This is a genomic window from Bacteroidota bacterium, from assembly GCA_013696965.1.
Classification (GTDB): domain Bacteria; phylum Bacteroidota; class Bacteroidia; order JACCXN01; family JACCXN01; genus JACCXN01.
This window is the reverse complement of the sequence record JACCXN010000006.1, coordinates 1-17,492: the sequence shown is the minus strand read 5'-3', so window position 1 is coordinate 17,492 and position 17,492 is coordinate 1. Positions and strand designations below refer to the sequence as shown.

General features: G+C 34.2%; 15 protein-coding genes. 5 read left to right on the top strand and 10 right to left on the bottom strand.

What is annotated here, in order from left to right; genetic code table 11:
* Positions 1-201 precede the first annotated feature (201 nt).
* Complete coding sequence (kbl, locus tag H0V01_00995; protein MBA2581942.1) at positions 202-1,404, bottom strand: glycine C-acetyltransferase; 1,203 nt, start codon at positions 1,402-1,404, stop codon at positions 202-204.
* Positions 1,405-1,728: 324 nt separating this feature from the next.
* On the opposite strand from kbl, the gene metF reads away from it, so the two are divergent.
* Positions 1,729-2,682 carry a methylenetetrahydrofolate reductase [NAD(P)H] gene (gene metF, locus H0V01_00990; GenBank protein MBA2581941.1) on the top strand — a complete coding sequence of 318 codons (954 nt, stop codon included), beginning with the start codon at positions 1,729-1,731 and terminating at the stop codon, positions 2,680-2,682.
* 110 nt (positions 2,683-2,792) lie between these two features.
* On the opposite strand, the gene H0V01_00985 is transcribed toward metF, so the two are convergent.
* Positions 2,793-5,432: a hypothetical protein gene (locus tag H0V01_00985; protein MBA2581940.1), complete on the bottom strand. Its 2,640-nt coding sequence runs from the start codon at positions 5,430-5,432 to the stop codon at positions 2,793-2,795.
* A 99-nt stretch (positions 5,433-5,531) separates the two neighbouring features.
* On the opposite strand from H0V01_00985, the gene H0V01_00980 reads away from it, so the two are divergent.
* The gene (locus H0V01_00980; GenBank protein MBA2581939.1) at positions 5,532-6,038 is read left to right on the top strand and encodes an acetyl-CoA carboxylase biotin carboxyl carrier protein subunit; all 507 of its coding nucleotides are present in this window, start codon (positions 5,532-5,534) and stop codon (positions 6,036-6,038) included.
* Between the two features lie 348 nt (positions 6,039-6,386).
* On the opposite strand, the gene frr is transcribed toward H0V01_00980, so the two are convergent.
* The 6 genes from frr to rplM all read right to left on the bottom strand — a co-directional run bounded on the left by frr (position 6,387) and on the right by rplM (position 10,484).
* Positions 6,387-6,950 (bottom strand): ribosome recycling factor, encoded by a 564-nt coding sequence (frr, locus tag H0V01_00975; GenBank protein ID MBA2581938.1) that lies wholly within the window; start codon positions 6,948-6,950, stop codon positions 6,387-6,389.
* A gap of 30 nt (positions 6,951-6,980) precedes the next feature.
* The gene (locus H0V01_00970) at positions 6,981-7,688 is read right to left on the bottom strand and encodes a UMP kinase (GenBank protein MBA2581937.1); all 708 of its coding nucleotides are present in this window, start codon (positions 7,686-7,688) and stop codon (positions 6,981-6,983) included.
* A gap of 86 nt (positions 7,689-7,774) precedes the next feature.
* Positions 7,775-8,611, bottom strand: coding sequence for an elongation factor Ts (locus tag H0V01_00965; GenBank protein MBA2581936.1), 837 nt, complete (start codon positions 8,609-8,611; stop codon positions 7,775-7,777).
* A 24-nt stretch (positions 8,612-8,635) separates the two neighbouring features.
* Positions 8,636-9,538, bottom strand: coding sequence for a 30S ribosomal protein S2 (gene rpsB, locus H0V01_00960; GenBank protein MBA2581935.1), 903 nt, complete (start codon positions 9,536-9,538; stop codon positions 8,636-8,638).
* A gap of 99 nt (positions 9,539-9,637) precedes the next feature.
* On the bottom strand, positions 9,638-10,024 hold the full coding sequence (gene rpsI, locus H0V01_00955; GenBank protein MBA2581934.1) for a 30S ribosomal protein S9: 387 nt from the start codon (positions 10,022-10,024) through the stop codon (positions 9,638-9,640).
* A 4-nt stretch (positions 10,025-10,028) separates the two neighbouring features.
* Positions 10,029-10,484, bottom strand: a complete 456-nt coding sequence (gene rplM, locus H0V01_00950) for a 50S ribosomal protein L13 (GenBank protein ID MBA2581933.1) — start codon at positions 10,482-10,484, stop codon at positions 10,029-10,031.
* A gap of 349 nt (positions 10,485-10,833) precedes the next feature.
* Here rplM and H0V01_00945 point away from each other — a divergent pair, with 349 nt between their 5' ends.
* Entirely contained in the window at positions 10,834-12,489 is a 1,656-nt protein-coding gene (locus H0V01_00945; GenBank protein ID MBA2581932.1) for an NAD(P)/FAD-dependent oxidoreductase, read from the top strand.
* Positions 12,490-12,570: 81 nt separating this feature from the next.
* On the opposite strand, the gene H0V01_00940 is transcribed toward H0V01_00945, so the two are convergent.
* Positions 12,571-14,316, bottom strand: a complete 1,746-nt coding sequence (locus tag H0V01_00940) for a T9SS type A sorting domain-containing protein (GenBank protein MBA2581931.1) — start codon at positions 14,314-14,316, stop codon at positions 12,571-12,573.
* A 191-nt stretch (positions 14,317-14,507) separates the two neighbouring features.
* Between H0V01_00940 and H0V01_00935 the strand changes: the two genes are divergently transcribed.
* Positions 14,508-15,305, top strand: coding sequence for a DUF2490 domain-containing protein (locus H0V01_00935; GenBank protein MBA2581930.1), 798 nt, complete (start codon positions 14,508-14,510; stop codon positions 15,303-15,305).
* An 88-nt stretch (positions 15,306-15,393) separates the two neighbouring features.
* Here H0V01_00935 and H0V01_00930 read toward each other — a convergent pair whose 3' ends face one another.
* Positions 15,394-16,638: a carboxypeptidase-like regulatory domain-containing protein gene (locus H0V01_00930; GenBank protein ID MBA2581929.1), complete on the bottom strand. Its 1,245-nt coding sequence runs from the start codon at positions 16,636-16,638 to the stop codon at positions 15,394-15,396.
* Positions 16,639-17,269: 631 nt separating this feature from the next.
* On the opposite strand from H0V01_00930, the gene H0V01_00925 reads away from it, so the two are divergent.
* Positions 17,270-17,437, top strand: a complete 168-nt coding sequence (locus tag H0V01_00925) for a hypothetical protein (GenBank protein ID MBA2581928.1) — start codon at positions 17,270-17,272, stop codon at positions 17,435-17,437.
* Positions 17,438-17,492 lie beyond the last annotated feature (55 nt).

Below are 17,492 nucleotides of genomic sequence, written 5' to 3'. Positions count from 1 at the left end.
TAAATTTTACTTTTAATGCTGCTTTGTAAAAATTACATGGTAAGCACAGAAATATTTGAAGTTAAAAGGAAACGACTCCTATTTAATGAAAACCCATATCATGATGATGCAAAATAAATTTCAATTTTGCTGGGATAGATAATACTTGCCATTCCTAGTAAAGGCTAGTTACGAAAGTTTGAAATCAAGGTTAAAGAGGTTTTAATTTACTGCCTGTTTAACAATACCCAATTCTATTCCCACCTTAGTAAATGCATCAATGGCTAAATCTAAATGTTTCTTATCATGTGCTGCTGAAACTTGAACTCTTATTCTTGCTAAATCTTTAGGAACAACAGGAAAAAAGAAACCAATTACATAAATCCCATGAGCAAGTAATTTTTCAGCGAAAATTTGAGCTAGTTTTGCATCATATAGCATAACAGGAACAATTGGGTGAATACCTTCTCTTATATCAAAACCTGCTTTGGTCATTCCCTCTCTAAAATACAAAGCATTTTGCATTACTTTATCACGTAATTCTGTAGTTTCACTTAGAAGATCCATTACAGCAATAGAAGCGCCAACAATGGAAGGGGCAAGTGAATTTGAAAAAAGATAAGGACGAGAACGTTGACGCAATAAATCAATAATTTCTTTTTTTCCGGAAGTAAAGCCTCCCATTGCACCACCAAGTGCTTTTCCTAATGTTCCTGTAATAATATCAATTCTGTCCATTACATTGCAATGTTCATGTGTTCCTCTGCCTGTTTTTCCCATAAAGCCACAGGCATGACTCTCATCAATCATTACAAGTGCATTGTATTTGTCAGCAAGATCGCATATTTGATCTAATTTGGCAATATAACCATCCATTGAGAAAACACCGTCAGTAACAATTACTTTGAAGCGCTGTGCCTGGGCTTGCTTTAGCTGCTCTTCCAAATCCTGCATATTGTTATTTTTATAGCGGTAGCGCTTGGCTTTGCATAATCGTACTCCATCTATTATTGAAGCATGATTTAATTCATCAGAAATAATTGCATCTTCTTCAGAAAACAAAGGTTCGAAAACACCTCCATTTGCATCAAATGCAGCTGCATAAAGAATGGTATCTTCCATACCAAGAAAACTTGCAATCTTTTGCTCCAATTCTTTGTGAATATCCTGAGTTCCGCAAATAAATCTTACAGAGGACATTCCGTAGCCATGAGAATCAAGAGTTTTTTTTGCGGCATCGATAACTTTTGGGTGTGATGACAATCCAAGGTAATTGTTTGCACAGAAATTAATTACTTCTGCTCCAGTGTTTATTTTAATTTCGGCCCCCTGAGGTGAAATGATAACCCGTTCTTTTTTAAAAAGGCCGGATTCTTTTATATTTTCTATTTCTTGTGAGAGATGATCTTTGAAGTTTGCGTACATTTTATTTGGTTTTTAAAACTTGACAAAAATAAGGATTTTATTGCTGTGGAAATAAATATAAAAGATTATAAAATTACTTGATATACTATTGCAGGGGCTATTAATCATTAACGAGGAATTAAGCTAAAAAAATCAGACGCAAAAAAATCCTCCATTTGAGCTTTTAGGATAAGGATAATAAAGTAGAAATTCAAAATTCTAAGGCAAAAAAGGACTTTTAATCAACCAAAGGCAATAATTTTGATGAAATCACACCTATTACAACTGAAATTAAAAATAGTATATGCATTTATTTTTTACTTTTGAACCTCGAAAAAAATAATTGTGAAAGTAATTGATCATATAAAACAAGCAGAAAAAACTCTTTTCTCCTTTGAAATACTCCCTCCTTTAAAAGGAAAAAGCATTCAATCCATCTATGACGGTATTGATCCATTAATGGAATTTAAGCCTTCCTTTATTAATGTTACTTACCACAGGGAAGAATATGTGTATAAAAAAAGGGAAAAGGGTTATCTGGAAAAAGTTTCTATAAGAAAAAGACCGGGAACTGTTGGCATATGTGCAGCCATAATTAATAAGTATCAGGCAGATGCAGTCCCTCATTTAATTTGTGGTGGATTTACGCGAGAGGAAACTGAAAATGCCCTTATTGACCTGCATTTTTTAGGTATAGACAATGTTCTTGCATTAAGAGGCGATCCGATAAAAACCGAACCTTATTTTATGCCAACAGAAAGGGGACATAAGTATGCAATTGATATTGTAAAGCAGATTGTGGATATGAATACAGGAAAATATCTGGATGAGGAGCTTGATTTGGCTGACCCAACGGATTTCTGCATAGGGGTAGCCGGCTATCCGGAAAAACATTTTGAAGCATTAAATCTAAAAACTGATTTATTAAATTTAAAAAGAAAAGTGGAGGCTGGCGCAGATTATATTGTAACACAAATGTTTTTCGACAATAAAAAGTACTTTGAATTTGTAGAGAACTGCCGAAAAATGGATATTAATGTACCTATAATACCTGCTCTTAAACCCATTGTAACATTAAACCATATCGCTTTTCTCCCGAAAACTTTCAATATTGATTTCCCTGAAGATCTTGCCGATGAATTGATAAAATGTAGAACAGATGCAGAAGTAAAAACACTAGGTATTGAATGGGCTGTTCAGCAATCAAAAGATTTAATTGCAGCAGGGGTTCCTTGTATTCATTATTACACTATGGGAAAATCAGAAACCGTTAGAAATATTGCAAGCCAGGTTTATTGATTAATACCATTAATTCCTATTTATAATTAGATTTTTCTATTGCTTTTTAAATAGAAAAATGTTGCAATGGATGTTAAAATAAAACTTGGATCAGGAAATGAAAACCTGATTTAATAGGCTTCTAAAAACCTGGCCATTTTTATATCTGTTTCTTTCGCTTTTACTCGAACCAGAGTGGCCAGAAGTATCTCCTTTTGTTGGCTAGCTTCCTTAATCTTTTGACGCAAAATCAATTCTTGTTCGGATCCCGGACTTGACTTTTTTAGTTCTTCCTTTAATTCAATTTCTGTAGCACTGTATTTTGAATGAAGATCACTTAATACTTGTACTCCGCCAAGCCGCATCCACCATGCTGAGGAGTTTGTTGCCACGTCTTCAATTAAAGGCAAACCTGCATTTACTGTTTCATTTGATTTGTCTTTTAAATATTTTCCATAAATTGTTACAAATGCATATTTGTTAAATCCTGTTACGTGCTCTGATGCCTTTAAATAAAAAGCATTGTGTGAATCATCGCCAAAGTTTGCATAAATTCCAGCAATGGAGGTTAATATACTTGGGTTTTTTTCATTTTCCAGTACTCCTGCTGCTGCAAATGCTTCTTTTTCATTCACTAAAGCCATTGCACCTAAAGCCTCGCCAACCACAGCGTATGAACTATCATTTAAAGCTTGTTTAAACACTTTAAAAACCTCGTCATCATTTTTAAAATTAACTGCCAAATGCTTTAGAGCCGCTGCACGCACATCTGATTTTTCATCTTTTAATGCAAGTTCAATAAGTCGCTTCCTGGTTCCTTTTTCGTCAATTGCAATTGCTTTTTTTGTACTTTTTAATGCCAATGTTCTTATGTCCCAAAATTTATCCTCAATTGCTTTGAAAAACAATTCGGCAACAGCACTATCAGATGCAGTTTTAGCAAAGTTTTCGAAGCCTTCGAATCTGTCTAAAAACAAAGGAGCATTATTGAACTGAAAGGCCCACTCTTCAGGATTTTTTTGCTCCTTTTTCACGCAAAGCAACATTTTTTCAGCATCCACATTAATCAGTTCCGGCTTACGGGGAACATCAAAAGTAAAATCTTCACTTACCTTGTTTACTGTTATTTGATGTCTTTGTTTTCCTCTTCCATTGTAAATATCAATCTCTAAAGGAATTCTGTATAAAGGAGTTTCACCTAAATTATGTAGTTGTTCAATAGAAACAATTGCTTGTTTTGTAGACTCATTATAGGATGTTGAAATTTTCAGTTCGGGATGCCCACTTGAAAAGAACCATTGATTAAAAAACCAGTTTAAATCCTCTCCAGTTACTTTTTCAAAAGCAAGGCGCAAATTGTGAATTTCAACAGAGCTATATTTGTTGGTGTTTAAATATAATTTTAAGGATTCGAAAAATGCATCATCACCTACATGTTTTCTGAGCATATGCAATATTCTTCCTCCCTTAGCATAGGAATGTGAATCGAACATGTCTTCTTTATCCTTATAATCAAAACGAATCATATCAACTTGCTTGCTGCGTGATTCCATTAGGTATTGATTAAGGCTTGATTGAATATGGTGGTCAGCAAAATCTCTTCCGTACTTATGCTCAAACCAAAGATATTCTCCGTATGTGGCGAAGGACTCATTTAAAGGAAGATTGGCCCAGGACTCGCAAGTTACAAGGTCACCAAACCAATGATGAAAAAGTTCATGAGCTACAATACTTTCATTATCACCATCCAGTAATTCACGGTTGTTTTTGTGCATAAAATCACCAAAAATTACAGCCCCCGTGTTTTCCATTGCGCCAGAAACATAATCTCTAACAACTACTTGATGGTATTTGTCCCAGGGATAATTTACGCCTAAAACATTGGAATAAAATTCAAGCATTTCAGGGGTATTTCCAAAAATACTTCGTGCATAGGGTTCATATTCCTTTTCTACGTAGTAATGAACATCCATATTTTTCCATTTATCTTTTACAACAGCATATTCTCCTATTGCCATCATTGTTAAATAAGGAGCGTGGGGTAGATTTTGTTTCCAATTGTCAGTTCTTGTGCCATCACCATTATTCAATGAAAACATTAATGTGCCATTTGAAAGGGTAACATATTTATTTTGTACGGTAATGTATAAATCCTGGGTCATTCTCTCGTTTGGAGCATCTATTGTTGGAAACCAGGCTGAATTTGCCTCTGTTTCACCCTGTGTCCATATCTGAATTGGTTTTTCAGGATCTTTTCCATCGGGATTTATAAAATACAAACCCTTATCAGAGGTTATTGCCTCGCTACCACCAGTTACTCTTTCATTTGGTTTGGCAGTATATTTAATTACTATATTAAAAGTGTCTTTCCTGCTGTATTCTCTGTCAAGACTAATTTTTAATTTTTCTCCATCATAATTATGATTTAGGACACTGTGATTTTTTTTTGCATCTTCCAAATCAACTGATTTAATATCAAAACCTTTTGCATCAAGTTCTAAAGTGTTAGTTGAATAAAAATATGGACTTAAGGTTAAAGTAGCATTGCCATTTAACCTTGCCTTATCGTAGTCAAATTCTACTTCAAGTTTTGTATGTATCAGATCAAAAATTCTTTTTCTGGATTCATTATAATGCGCTCTTGCTGGTTCTGGGATTACACCATTTATAGTATCAAGAACTACAGGTGTAATACTGGTACCTGAATTTTTTAAGGATGTGCAAGAAGCAATCAATGCAACTGTTGCTGTTAATAAGGCTATTTTTCTCATACTTTGATATTGGGACGCTAATATAAGTATTTTAGTATTTTTAAGTCTAAAATTTATGATAGAAGGTATTTATATTATTTAAAAGCATAATTTTGTGTTATGCTTAAGATAAAAATAAACGATAAAAAAGAACACTTGGTTGAAATAACACCATCCGGAACTTCAGGAATAATTAATGAAGATAATTTTACACTTGATTTATTAAAGGTAAAAGAAGGCAATTACCATATTTTGAGAAACAATAAATCATATAATGTAGAAATAATCAGCGCAGATTATCAGGAAAAGTGTTTTACAATAAAAGTAAACGGGAATAAATACCAGTTGGCAATAAAAAACAAATATGATGATCTCTTAAAAAGCATGGGAATGCAAATTGCGGGAGCTGGCAAAATAAATGAAATAAAGGCTCCAATGCCTGGCCTTGTTCTTGAAATATTGGTATCGCCTGGTCAGGAAGTTCAAAAAGGTGATCCTGTAATGGTATTAGAAGCTATGAAAATGGAAAACATTTTAAAATCACCGGCAGATGGAATAGTTAAAAAAGTAAATGTTGAACAAAAGCAAGCCGTTGAGAAAAACCAGGTGCTTATTAATTTCGAATAATCATCAAAGCTTTTTTTGCATTACCATTCTAGGCAAAGTGGATTGTTTAAAGTGCAAGCCCTTTGATATACTACTAATTCTTTCTTAATTAAGCTATTTCTCCTAAATGCTTGGTAGGATTACCTCAGAAGGCTATTATTCTTATTTCGATACTAACAATCAAATAAACAACAGCCAAAAAACAATTACTGATACCTCACTGAATTCTTTAATGATTTTATTCATGAGTGGTTTGAAATTCTAAAAATAAATATGATTTAGGACAAAAAAAGAGGCTGTTAAATAAAACAGCCTCTTTTTTATATATGATTTTTTTCAGTCGTACATTAACTTCAGATCAGAAAAAAATTAAACCGTCATAATTTCCTTTTCTTTCACATCCAGCTTTTCATCTATTTTAGTGCTATGAGAATCGGTAAAGAGTTGTATTTTGGCTTCTGCGTCTTTGGCCATATCTTCGGGCAAGCCCTCTTTTTGGGCTTTTTTAATGGATTCATTTGCCTCCCTACGAATATTTCGGATACTTACTTTAGCATTTTCTGCTTCAGCCTTTGATTGTTTTACCAGGTCTTTTCTACGATCTTCGGTTAGTAAAGGGACATTAATTCGAATTAGATTTCCGTCATTTTGTGGATTTAAGCCTAAATTGGCAGCAGCAATGGCTTTTTCAATGGGGTGTAACATTGCCTTTTCCCAAGGTTGAATTACAAGCGTTCTTGCATCAGATGTATTTACATTGGCAACATTGCTAAGGGGTGTGTTAGCGCCATAATAATCTACAAAAACACCTTCAAGCATTTGTGGACTGGCTTTTCCTGCTCTTATCTTTAACAATTCAGCATCAAGATGCAATAATGCTTTTTGCATTTGCTCTTTGGCATGTTCCAAAATAAAACTAACTTCTTCTTCCATCAATATTTATCTTTAATTAGGGATTATTCATTAAAATTCAACCAAAGTTCCTACCTTTTCTCCTAAGGCAATTTTATACAAATTTCCAGGCTTGTTCATGTTAAAAACAATAATAGGAACCTTATTTTCATTGCATAAAGTAAAAGCAGTAAGATCCATTACATTAAGGCCTTTTGCATAGACTTCAGAAAAAGTAATAGTTTCGTATTTAACAGCATCGCTGTTTTTCTCAGGGTCGGAGTTATAAATTCCATCCACCCTGGTGCCCTTTAAAATCACATCTGCCTCAATTTCAATTGCTCTGAGCGAAGCTGCTGTATCAGTGGTAAAATATGGATTTCCCGTACCTGCACCAAAAATCACAACACGTCCTTTTTCCAGGTGCCTTACGGCTCTTCTGCGGATAAAAGGTTCACAAATTTGCTCCATTTTAATTGCCGATAAAAGCCGTGTATTTACTTGTAAAGCTTCAAGTGCAGCCTGAAGTGCCATGCTGTTAATCACAGTGGCCAACATTCCCATGTAATCTCCCTGCACTCTGTCCATACCTCCTTCTTCGGCCTGTATTCCTCTGAAAATATTACCTCCTCCAATAACAATTCCCACCTCTACCCCTTTATCTGATAATTCTTTAATTTCACTTGCATACTGGCTTAACCGTGTATGATCAATACCAAATTGCTTGTTTCCCATTAAGGATTCACCGCTAAGTTTGAGTAGGATTCTTTTATACTTCATGGGAATATATATAAATGCTTGGGGCTAAAATTAAAAATAAAGGCAAAAAAAAGAGTCCTAAATAGGACTCTTTTAAAAAAAAAATATTAACCGAGTGAGATCCGTTTGAATCCGGTAACAGTTAAATCTTTATCAATATCTTTCAGGTATTGACTCACCGTTTTTTTGTTATCGATTATAGATTCCTGATTTAACAAGGTTGACTCTTTAAAAAATTTGTTTAATCTACCTACTGCAATTTTCTCAAGCATGTCCTCTGGTTTCCCTTCTTGACGTGCAAGTTCTTTTGCAATTTCAATTTCTCTTTCAATGGTTTTTGCATCAACCGCATCTTTATCTAAAGCAACAGGGGCCATAGCAGCAACCTGCATAGCTACTTGTTTTGCAACTTGTTCAATGCTCTCGCCTGATTTAGAAAAACCTACGATAGTAGCAAGTTTGTTTCCAGGGTGATTGTATGCAACAACTTTTTCAGCTTCAATTATTTCATAGGCAGAAAGGTCAATTTTTTCACCAATTTTACCCATTAATTCAATAAGCTTATCATTTACAGAAAGCTTATCATCATATTGAAGATTTTTAAATTCTTCGATGTTGATTGGCTTTCTTTCAATTGCAATATCAGCAAGTTTATAAACAAAATCAGAAAATTCCTGGTTTTTAGCAACGAAATCAGTTTCGCAATTTACAACAAGCAATACTCCTTTTTTGTTTCCCTGGGCTGTTTTAGCAACAACCACACCCTCTGTGGCATCTCTTTCACTTCTGTTTGCAGCAACTTTCTGCCCTTTTTTCCTAAGGTTGTCAATGGCTGCTTCAAAATCACCATTGGCTTCAACCAAAGCTTTCTTGCAGTCCATCATACCAGCGCCGGTCATGGTTCTTAATTTATTTACGTCTGCGGCTGTTATAGTTGTAGTCATTTGAATGCTTAATTTTAATTAAAATTATTTTGCTTTTGATTTAGCAATTGGCTTTTTAGTTGTTGGTCTTTTTCCAGAATCTTCTTTAGAAGGAGATTTTGCAATCTTCTTTTTTTCAGAACCCTCTTCTTCTGTAGCATCCTCAACATTATCTTCAGCTTTTGCTGCAGCCCTGTTTTCTTTCATCACTTCTTCAACAGGTTTTCCTGCTTTTTCTTCTTCCATAGTTTCTTTATCGTGCTTTCTTTCAGAAAGACCTTCTTCAATAGCTTTAGAAATTATTTGAAGAACAAGATTAACTGACTGAGAAGAATCATCATTAGCAGGAATAGCAAAATCAACAGCTCTAGGATCAGAATTAGTATCTACAATTCCAAAAGTAGGTATGTTTAATTTTTTTGCCTCGGCAACCGCGATATGTTCTTTATTGATATCAACAATAAAAATAGCAGCAGGAAGCCTTGTAAGGTCAGTAATACTACCTAAGTTAGTTTCCAGTTTTTGTCTTTGACGAGTAATTTGCAATCTTTCTTTTTTAGAAATATTTTCAAAAGTTCCGTCAAGTACCATTCTATCAATGGAAGACATTTTCTTTATGGCTTTTCTAATTGTAGCAAAATTGGTAAGCATTCCGCCTGGCCATCTTTCTGTTACATAAGGCATGTTAAGGTTTTTGGCTTTGTCGGCAACAATATCCTTTGCCTGCTTTTTTGTAGCAACAAATAATATTTTTTTACCTGATTTGGCAATTTGCTTTAAAGCATTAGCTGCCTCATCCAATTTAGCGACAGTTTTATTTAAGTCGATAATATGAATTCCATTTTTCTCCATAAAAATATAAGGAGCCATGTTTGGATTCCATTTTCTCTTAAGATGTCCGAAATGAACTCCAGACTCTAATAATTCTTTGTAGGTTACTCTTGACATTTGTTGTTTTTTTAAATTAGTTTATGTTCTGTAAAAAGGCAATTACTGAGTAGCTTGATTGTAACAATCAATGGTCTCAACAATTTAGATATTAAACTCTTAACGCTTGCTGAACTGGAATCTTTTACGGGCTTTTTTCTGTCCGAATTTCTTACGTTCAACCATTCTAGGGTCACGTGTTAATAAACCAAAAGGCTTAAGTGTAATTCTGTTTTCAGGATTAATTTCACATAAAGCTTTTGAAATTGCTAACCTTAAAGCTTCTGCCTGTCCGGTTATTCCACCACCATCAAGATTTGCGGTAATGTCATATTGATCTGCATTCGAAGTAAGGATTAATGGCTGATTTATTGCAGCTTGTAGAATACCTGTAGGGAAATATTCTTTATAATCTTTTTTGTTAACTGTAATAGTTCCTTTTCCCTTTTTTAAATAAGCGCGGGCAACTGCTGTTTTTCTACGGCCGGTAGCATTAATTACTTCCATATTATTATTTAATTGAATTTAGATTGATAGTTTTTGGTTGTTGTGCTTCATGATTGTGTACAGCTCCTGCGAAAACATGCAGATTTCCATTAATAGCTCTTCCAAGACGGCCCTTAGGCAACATTCCTTTAACAGCTTTATTGATAACCTCTGCAGGTTTTTTTCCAAGAAGTTCTTTTGGAGTTGTAAATCTTTGTCCGCCAGGATAACCTGTATGACGAATATATACTTTTTCCTGGGTTTTGTTTCCTGTTAAAACAACCTTTTCTGCATTAATGATGATTACATTGTCTCCACCATCAATGTGAGGAGTGAAATCCGGCCTGTGCTTACCTCTGATGATTTTAGCAACCTTTGAGGCCAACCTACCTAATACCTGGCCTTCAGCATCAATTAACACCCATTCTTTACGGGTTGTTTCCTTATTTGCTGAAACTGTTTTATAACTTAAAGCGTCCAATTTATATACTGATTATTTGATTAATTAAATATACTTTACCTTAAAAAGGGGCTGCGAAGTTAAAACTATTTTTTAATTCCAACAAATTTTATCCACAATTAAATTGTTAATAACCTTAGTCCTTTTTTTGAAGTGATAAAATCACTGCTAAATAACAAATGTGTGAAACCTTTATTGTGTGTATTGTGTTTTTGAATAAAACTTCATGGAAATTTAATAAATCCATTTGTGATAATATTAGGCCATTGCAAATGAAGCAATGATTTTATATGTATTAAAACAGCTCATTTTGTGATTTTTAAATACCTGGATTCTAAAATAATTATTTACCTTCCACTTTTAAAAACAAATGAAGGACTTAGATACTATTATAATAGGTTCAGGCGCAGGGGGATTATCTGCTGCCCTTTGTCTTGCTAAGGCAGGGCAGAAAGTTGTAGTAATAGAAAAACATTATGTTCCAGGGGGTTGGTGTCACAGCTTTTACCTCAATGGACATCGATTTAGCCCTGGAGTTCATTATATAGGCTTAATGGAAAAAGGTGAGTCAACAAGCACATTATACGAAGCTTTAGGAATTGCAAATGATCTTGTGTTTTTTAGGATGAATCCAAAAGCTTATGAACATTGTTGGATAGGGGATCAAAAAATTAATATGCCCGCGGGATTAAATAGTCTATATGAGCATTTATCTGAACTTTTTCCTGAGGAGAAAAAAGGACTTAAAAAATACCTTAAAGTAGTACGATCTGTTAGCAGGCAATTACAACTAATCCCTAAAATGGATGGTTTTTGGGATAATGTAACTATTCCTTTTCGCACCGCACAACTTGGTAAATTTGGTTTGTTTAATCTTAAAAAGGTTATAGATTGGCACATTAAAGACCCAGTATTAAAACTTGTACTCAACATACAATGTGGTGATCATGGTTTGCCTCCTTCAAAGGCCAGTTTTCCTTTGCATTGTGCAGTAATGGACCATTATTTTGAAGGGGGTTTTTATCCTATGGGAGGTGGAGGAGCCATTGTAAAGGCTATGACCAGTAAAATAAAAAAACACGGAGGGGAAATAAGGACAGGAGTCGGGGTGAAGAGAATTTTATTGGAAAACAACAAGGCAATTGGTGTAGAGCTGGAAAATGGAGAACAAATAAGGGCAAAGAGGGTTGTTTCCAATGCGGATCCTGAAAACACTTATATGCAAATGGTTGGAAAAGAAAATTTAAGTGCTAAACTAAAGGATAAACTATCTAAAACAAGATATTCTGTTACCTCACTTATTTTATTTTTAACCGTAGATATGGATGTGGCCAAGGCTGGAATGGATTCCGGAAATATCTGGATGATACGCAATCAGGATATGGATGAGACCTTTAAAGCTATGTCCTCCACCGATATTTTATCTGATGATGAATTTCCTGCTCTTTTTATTAGTTGCACCACAATGAAAGATCCTGCAAGTTTTAACAACCGGTATCATAATTTAGAGGTGGTTACCTTTATAGACTTTGAGTCATTCAAAGATTTTAATAGTTCCGGGGATTATCAAAATCCTGAATATTTAAAATACAAAGAGCGAATTTGTGAGAAATTACTAAACAGTTTAGAAAAAGTTTTGCCCGAGGTAAGAAATCATATTGTTCAAATGGAATTGGGAACTCCTAAGACTAACCAGTTTTATATAAATTCAACAAAGGGCAATGTGTATGGAACTGAAAAAAACTTTTGGCAGACAGGTCCTTTTTCATTTGGTAAAAAATCTGAAATAGAAAATCTTTATTTATGTGGAGCTAGTGTACTATCGCATGGAGTTGCAGGTGCAAGTAATTCAGGGGTACAAACAGCCGCGGAAATTCTTAAATGTAAAACCTCAGATTTACTAAAACCTGAACAAGGACAACAGGTTAGAATTTATGATGCAGAAGACAATTCCACCTGGCCTGATTTCATCCACAAAAAAATGCAAGATAAAAAAAGGGTTTTTAAAGAAATGCCACTTATTTAATAAAGAAATGCCAGATTAAAAAAACCTGGCATTTCTTTATTGTTGTGTTAATTATTGCGTACAAAATGCAATGTGGTTTTTTTAATGGTTTAAAGAAAGAGTTACTTTTTTGACCATCACCTGATCTTTTGAATTAAATTTAACAAAATAAATCCCAGATACTTTACCAGTTAAATCAATCGTGATTTTTTCTTCAGTACCTGTATAATCACTTGAAAAAACAGTTTCACCCATTAAATTTATTACACTAACTGTTAAGGGTTGTAATCCTGCATTTTCTATATAAACAACTCCAGTTGAAGGGTTTGGAAAAACCTTAAGTGCATTGTACCTGTTTTTGTTAATTCCAACAAAAGGATTAACAACGCTATCGGTAAGTGTTATTGTTTGGCAACCATCTGAAACAACAACAGAATAAACCCCAGGAGCAAGATTGTTTGCGTTAGCTGTTGTTTGTACAGGGTTTGTATTCCATGAATATGAATAATTACCTGTGCCTCCCCCTACCTGGGTCTGTATTGAACCGTCTTCACAATTATCACAAGATATGTCCTGATTTCCAACTAAATTAGCAACCAGAGTTTGGGGATCATTTAAGTTAAAAGTAATTTGAGATGAAGCTGCATCCGAATCCGTAATGGTAACCGTATAACTACCTTGGCAAAGTCCACTAACTGTTGGAGAAGAAAAGCTTACATGCGACCAGGAATAAGAGTATGGAGGTGTACCACCATAAACATCAAGGCTTATTTCACCATCGCAGTTGTTAAAGCAAAGTATGTTTTTTAAGTCAGGCATTACCTGGAGTTCTTGCCCCCCGCAGCCATCAGAAGTAAATAAACCCATGCGATGAGCAAATAGCTGACTCCACATTCTTTGTGACTGGCCCTTTGTAAATGAATTCATACATATGTCAGAAGAATAATCCATATAATTTTCTACCATATCCGGAAGATCTACTAAAGAGTCAACACATGTATTTAAAGTTTTATTACAATCAGAAGAAGATGCCTTTAATTGATTTGGGGTATCGTGTACAAAATCTGTTGCAATACAATTATCTGCATCTCCCCATATATGCCTTAAGCCAAGCCAATGGCCAACTTCATGAGTTGCAGTACGTCCTAAATTTGCCGGGGCCGCTGTTGGATTATTGGTTCTTCCAAAATGTTGGTATTGAATTACTACACCATCTGTAAGTGGATTATCCCCTGGGAATTGAGCATAACCCAGAACAAAAACGAAGCCAGCAAAGGACATATCACAAACCCAAAGGTTGAGGTATTTATCCGATGGCCATGGATCTTTTCCTCCGGTAGCTGCTGATTTCATATGATCCATTGCTGTAAAGGGATTAAAGCTTTTTGTGACTTTTGTGCGTGTAATTCCATCTGTTGCATTTCCATTAGGATCTTTGCTTGCAAGGCAGAATTGAATTCCTGCATCGGCTGTTATTTGATTAAATACAGCCCTTGTTTGAGTGGTATCGGGATTAAACCTTCTAAAATCTTCATTTAAAACATCTATTTGAGACTGAATTATTGGGTATTGAAGGTTTTGATTTGCTGAATCATTTTGATGAAACAAAACATGCACTACAACAGGAATAGACAACATACGGCCTTTGATGTCAAAATTCAAATTGTTTTCATTTGCATTTATCCATCTTTGAGCCTGCACATTTATATCTTCCATTTGCTTTATATAGGGAGAGTTTTGCTGCTTGTGCTGCTCTAAAACGTGCATAGTTGCACACTTTTCAATTTGAGCATTACTAAAATTAACAAAAAGGAGAATTGAACAAAAGAATAGTAGAAGTTTTTTCATTTTAATTCAGATTAAATTATTTAGGTTCAAAGTAAAACTAATAAAATTGTTTTGATCCGTTTTTTTGATAGAAGGTAAAATAAATTGATTAATGGAATTATGAGCTTATATTAAATTAATTGTTTTATTTCCTGTTTATACTAAGCAAGGGAGCTATAGATTTTACTTATATTTAAGCAAAATATATAGCTTTGAATCCATCTTTTTCTTTTGCAACTATTGTCAGCATTTCCTTCTCCTATTTTTGGGGATCTGCTGAAAAGGAAAAAGAATCATTGAGAAGCTTGAAACTACTTTTATTTCTAATTCTATTAAATTCTTATTCCGTCATTTCTCAAACTTATTCGCACAATACATTTCGTGGGGCTACAAGTATTGAAAAAAATATTTCTGCAAAAAAAGCAATTACCCTAGAATACCAACACAGAAGGCAAAGCAATTTAAGCAATGAAAGTTTGAATATATTCAGTAATCTTTATCTTCAAAGCCTACGAGTTGGATTAAGACATACTCAGGAGGACCGTTATGAATTTATTGTAAATCCAATTTCGTATTTTAGAAAATGGCCTTTATTGGGAAAACCTGAGGATATTGCAATCCCCGTAAGAAACGAATTGCGTTTTGCAGTGCAGGGAGAGCTTTTAAAAAGGATTGAAAAATGCAGATTCCAGTTAAGGGGAGGGTATGAATACAGGCTTTTTTTTCAGAAAAATGATTTGATTCAAAGGGGAAGAGCAAGGAGTAGGATACAGTTCCAATATCGGTTTATGGAAAATTTAGGGTTAAATTTATACGATGAGGTTTTTTTTGAGACCTGGCCATCTAAAAATCAGTTGACTTTTGGAGAAAACCGCAGTGGAACCTCTTTAGTTTTCAGAAGAGGTAATTTCAGGGTTGAAGGGGGGTATGTTTTTATTTACACTTCCCGTAATTCGTTAGAAAGAGATTTAGAGCATGGATTGGTAGTGAGCTTTGCTTTGCTCTTGTGATTTTTCTTTATGGGTGAAACCAATATTAATTCACTATTTGGTTTTTTTAATGCAAGGATTGAAACCCCTGGGATTTCAATTTTACAAGTTATCTAATATTAACCCCTGACCATGTTGCATGTTTGTCATTATGTACCTGTTCTTCAAATTTCAATGCTGTATTAAACCTCTTTTTTTCAGGAATTGGAACTATTTTATCCGTATTAATTTTATTGATGGACAATACCTGTTCAATAGTAAATGTTGAATTTTCATTTTTTTTGAACATGTGTTTTTTTATTAATTGTGCATTCATGTTCCACTGAAAATGTTTAGGATACCATTTTCCACTGTTTTCATAAAAACTGAATTTTTTTTCCATTACAGGATCTATTATTTCATATCCCATCATAAAAAGAAGCGGCCTAACGGCAAGTGGAACAACAAAATCAGAATGGTATTCAATTGAAACTATAGCATAAGAATCGGCATCCAAAAAAATCTTTCCTTTTTGTTTTTCATGCTCAACAACTCTTTTACTTTCAAAATCAATAATTAAAAGTTCCTTTTCCTGATAAGCTGAAACACCACCAAATGCATAATTGAATTTTTTAAACTGCAAACTATCTAAAAATGGTAATTTGTCTTTTATGAAATCCATTTTAAGGATTGTTTCCGGGCCACCGAAATTAATGTTTATCCCTTTTTCTTCATTTTCCTTAATTTCTTCCCCTTTCTTTTGGGCTTCCTTCTTCTTTTTCGCTCTTTTTTTTTCAACCATGTCCTGCAAAAAATCTATGGATTTTGTATCTCCCTGCCGATGTAAAATCAGCTGATGCTGATTGGAAACGGTATCCTGGTAGTTGGGATAATATGTATGAAATATGGCTTCGGTATCCTTAATGAATTTTTTATTCTCCAGAACTTCCTCCCTATAGTAGGATTCAGTCTGAAAAGGTTTTGAGGGATAATTCTGCTCTACTTTAGACAAGGCGAGTTTAATGTAGTGAGTTGGTGGCTGAGGCCTAACTATAAATTCATTGAGGCCAAAACTTTGGGGTTCCATTTTTATTAAAAGAGGGCTTTTAACCTGGTTTAAAAAAAGCACAAAATTGTGATAACCCAAATAACTCACAATTAAAGAATCTCCCTTAATATCAGCAGGAATTAAAATGTCGAATTCACCATTTTGGTTGCTGCTAGCGCCAGTTAAATTATTTTTTATAACAACAGTGGCATATGGCAGTCTTTCCCCTGTTTTTTTATCTGATATTACTCCTGAAACAAAGGATTGGGCGTTTATTGAATGAACAAAAAAGGGAAGGAAAAATACAAAGGGCAATAAACATTTCATAGCTTTTACTTTTCATCCAGGCTTGGTTTTTTGAACCAATTCCATGTTAGGGGGTAACGAATTTAATGCAAAAACCGATTTTATTCAAATTAATGTTTTTCTTTTTTCTTTTCAGGCAATACTATTCAGAAACATTAATGTCCGGTAAAAAAGAAAAGATTCACCACTACACTGTGTTCATTCGGAATGACTTTGCCGCCACCCTACCCCCTCCCAAAGCTAAAACTCTTTGAATGCCTGTCATCCGAGTGTAGCGAGGAATCGAAACAACTTTTACCGGACAGCAATAATTCAGAAACTGTTTTGATTTTATTGATCTCCCGAGTTGGAGGATAAGAATATAAAAGGTTTTGAAATATAGAACTGACTTAACATTCAATGAAATTAATAGGCAAAACAATGATTTTTGTCGTATTATTTTTAACATCAATTGAGAAAGTAAAAGTTTATTGTTATACATTCGCTTTTATAAAAACTTTTATTTTTTCATTATGCCTGTCTGCCCTGTTCAGCGTAGCGTATCAAAACATTAATATGGAGCGTTAAGCGTAGCGTCCCGCTACGCTTTTTTTAACCGGCATCTTGCCGGACAATGCCAAATTGAATAATTGTATCTTTGAAATAAAAAAAGATGCCAACAGGATATCAAATAAAAGAGCAAAACATGTTGCATTTTGTAACGCTACAAGTTGTAGAATGGGTAGATATATTTACCCGACAAAAATATAGGGGATATAATAATCACAAATCTGGCTTTACTGTCAGAAAAACAAAGGCCTTGAAATATATGCATGGGTAATAATGAGTAATCATATTCATCTAGAAGTCAAAAAGAAGAATTGAGTGCTATTTTA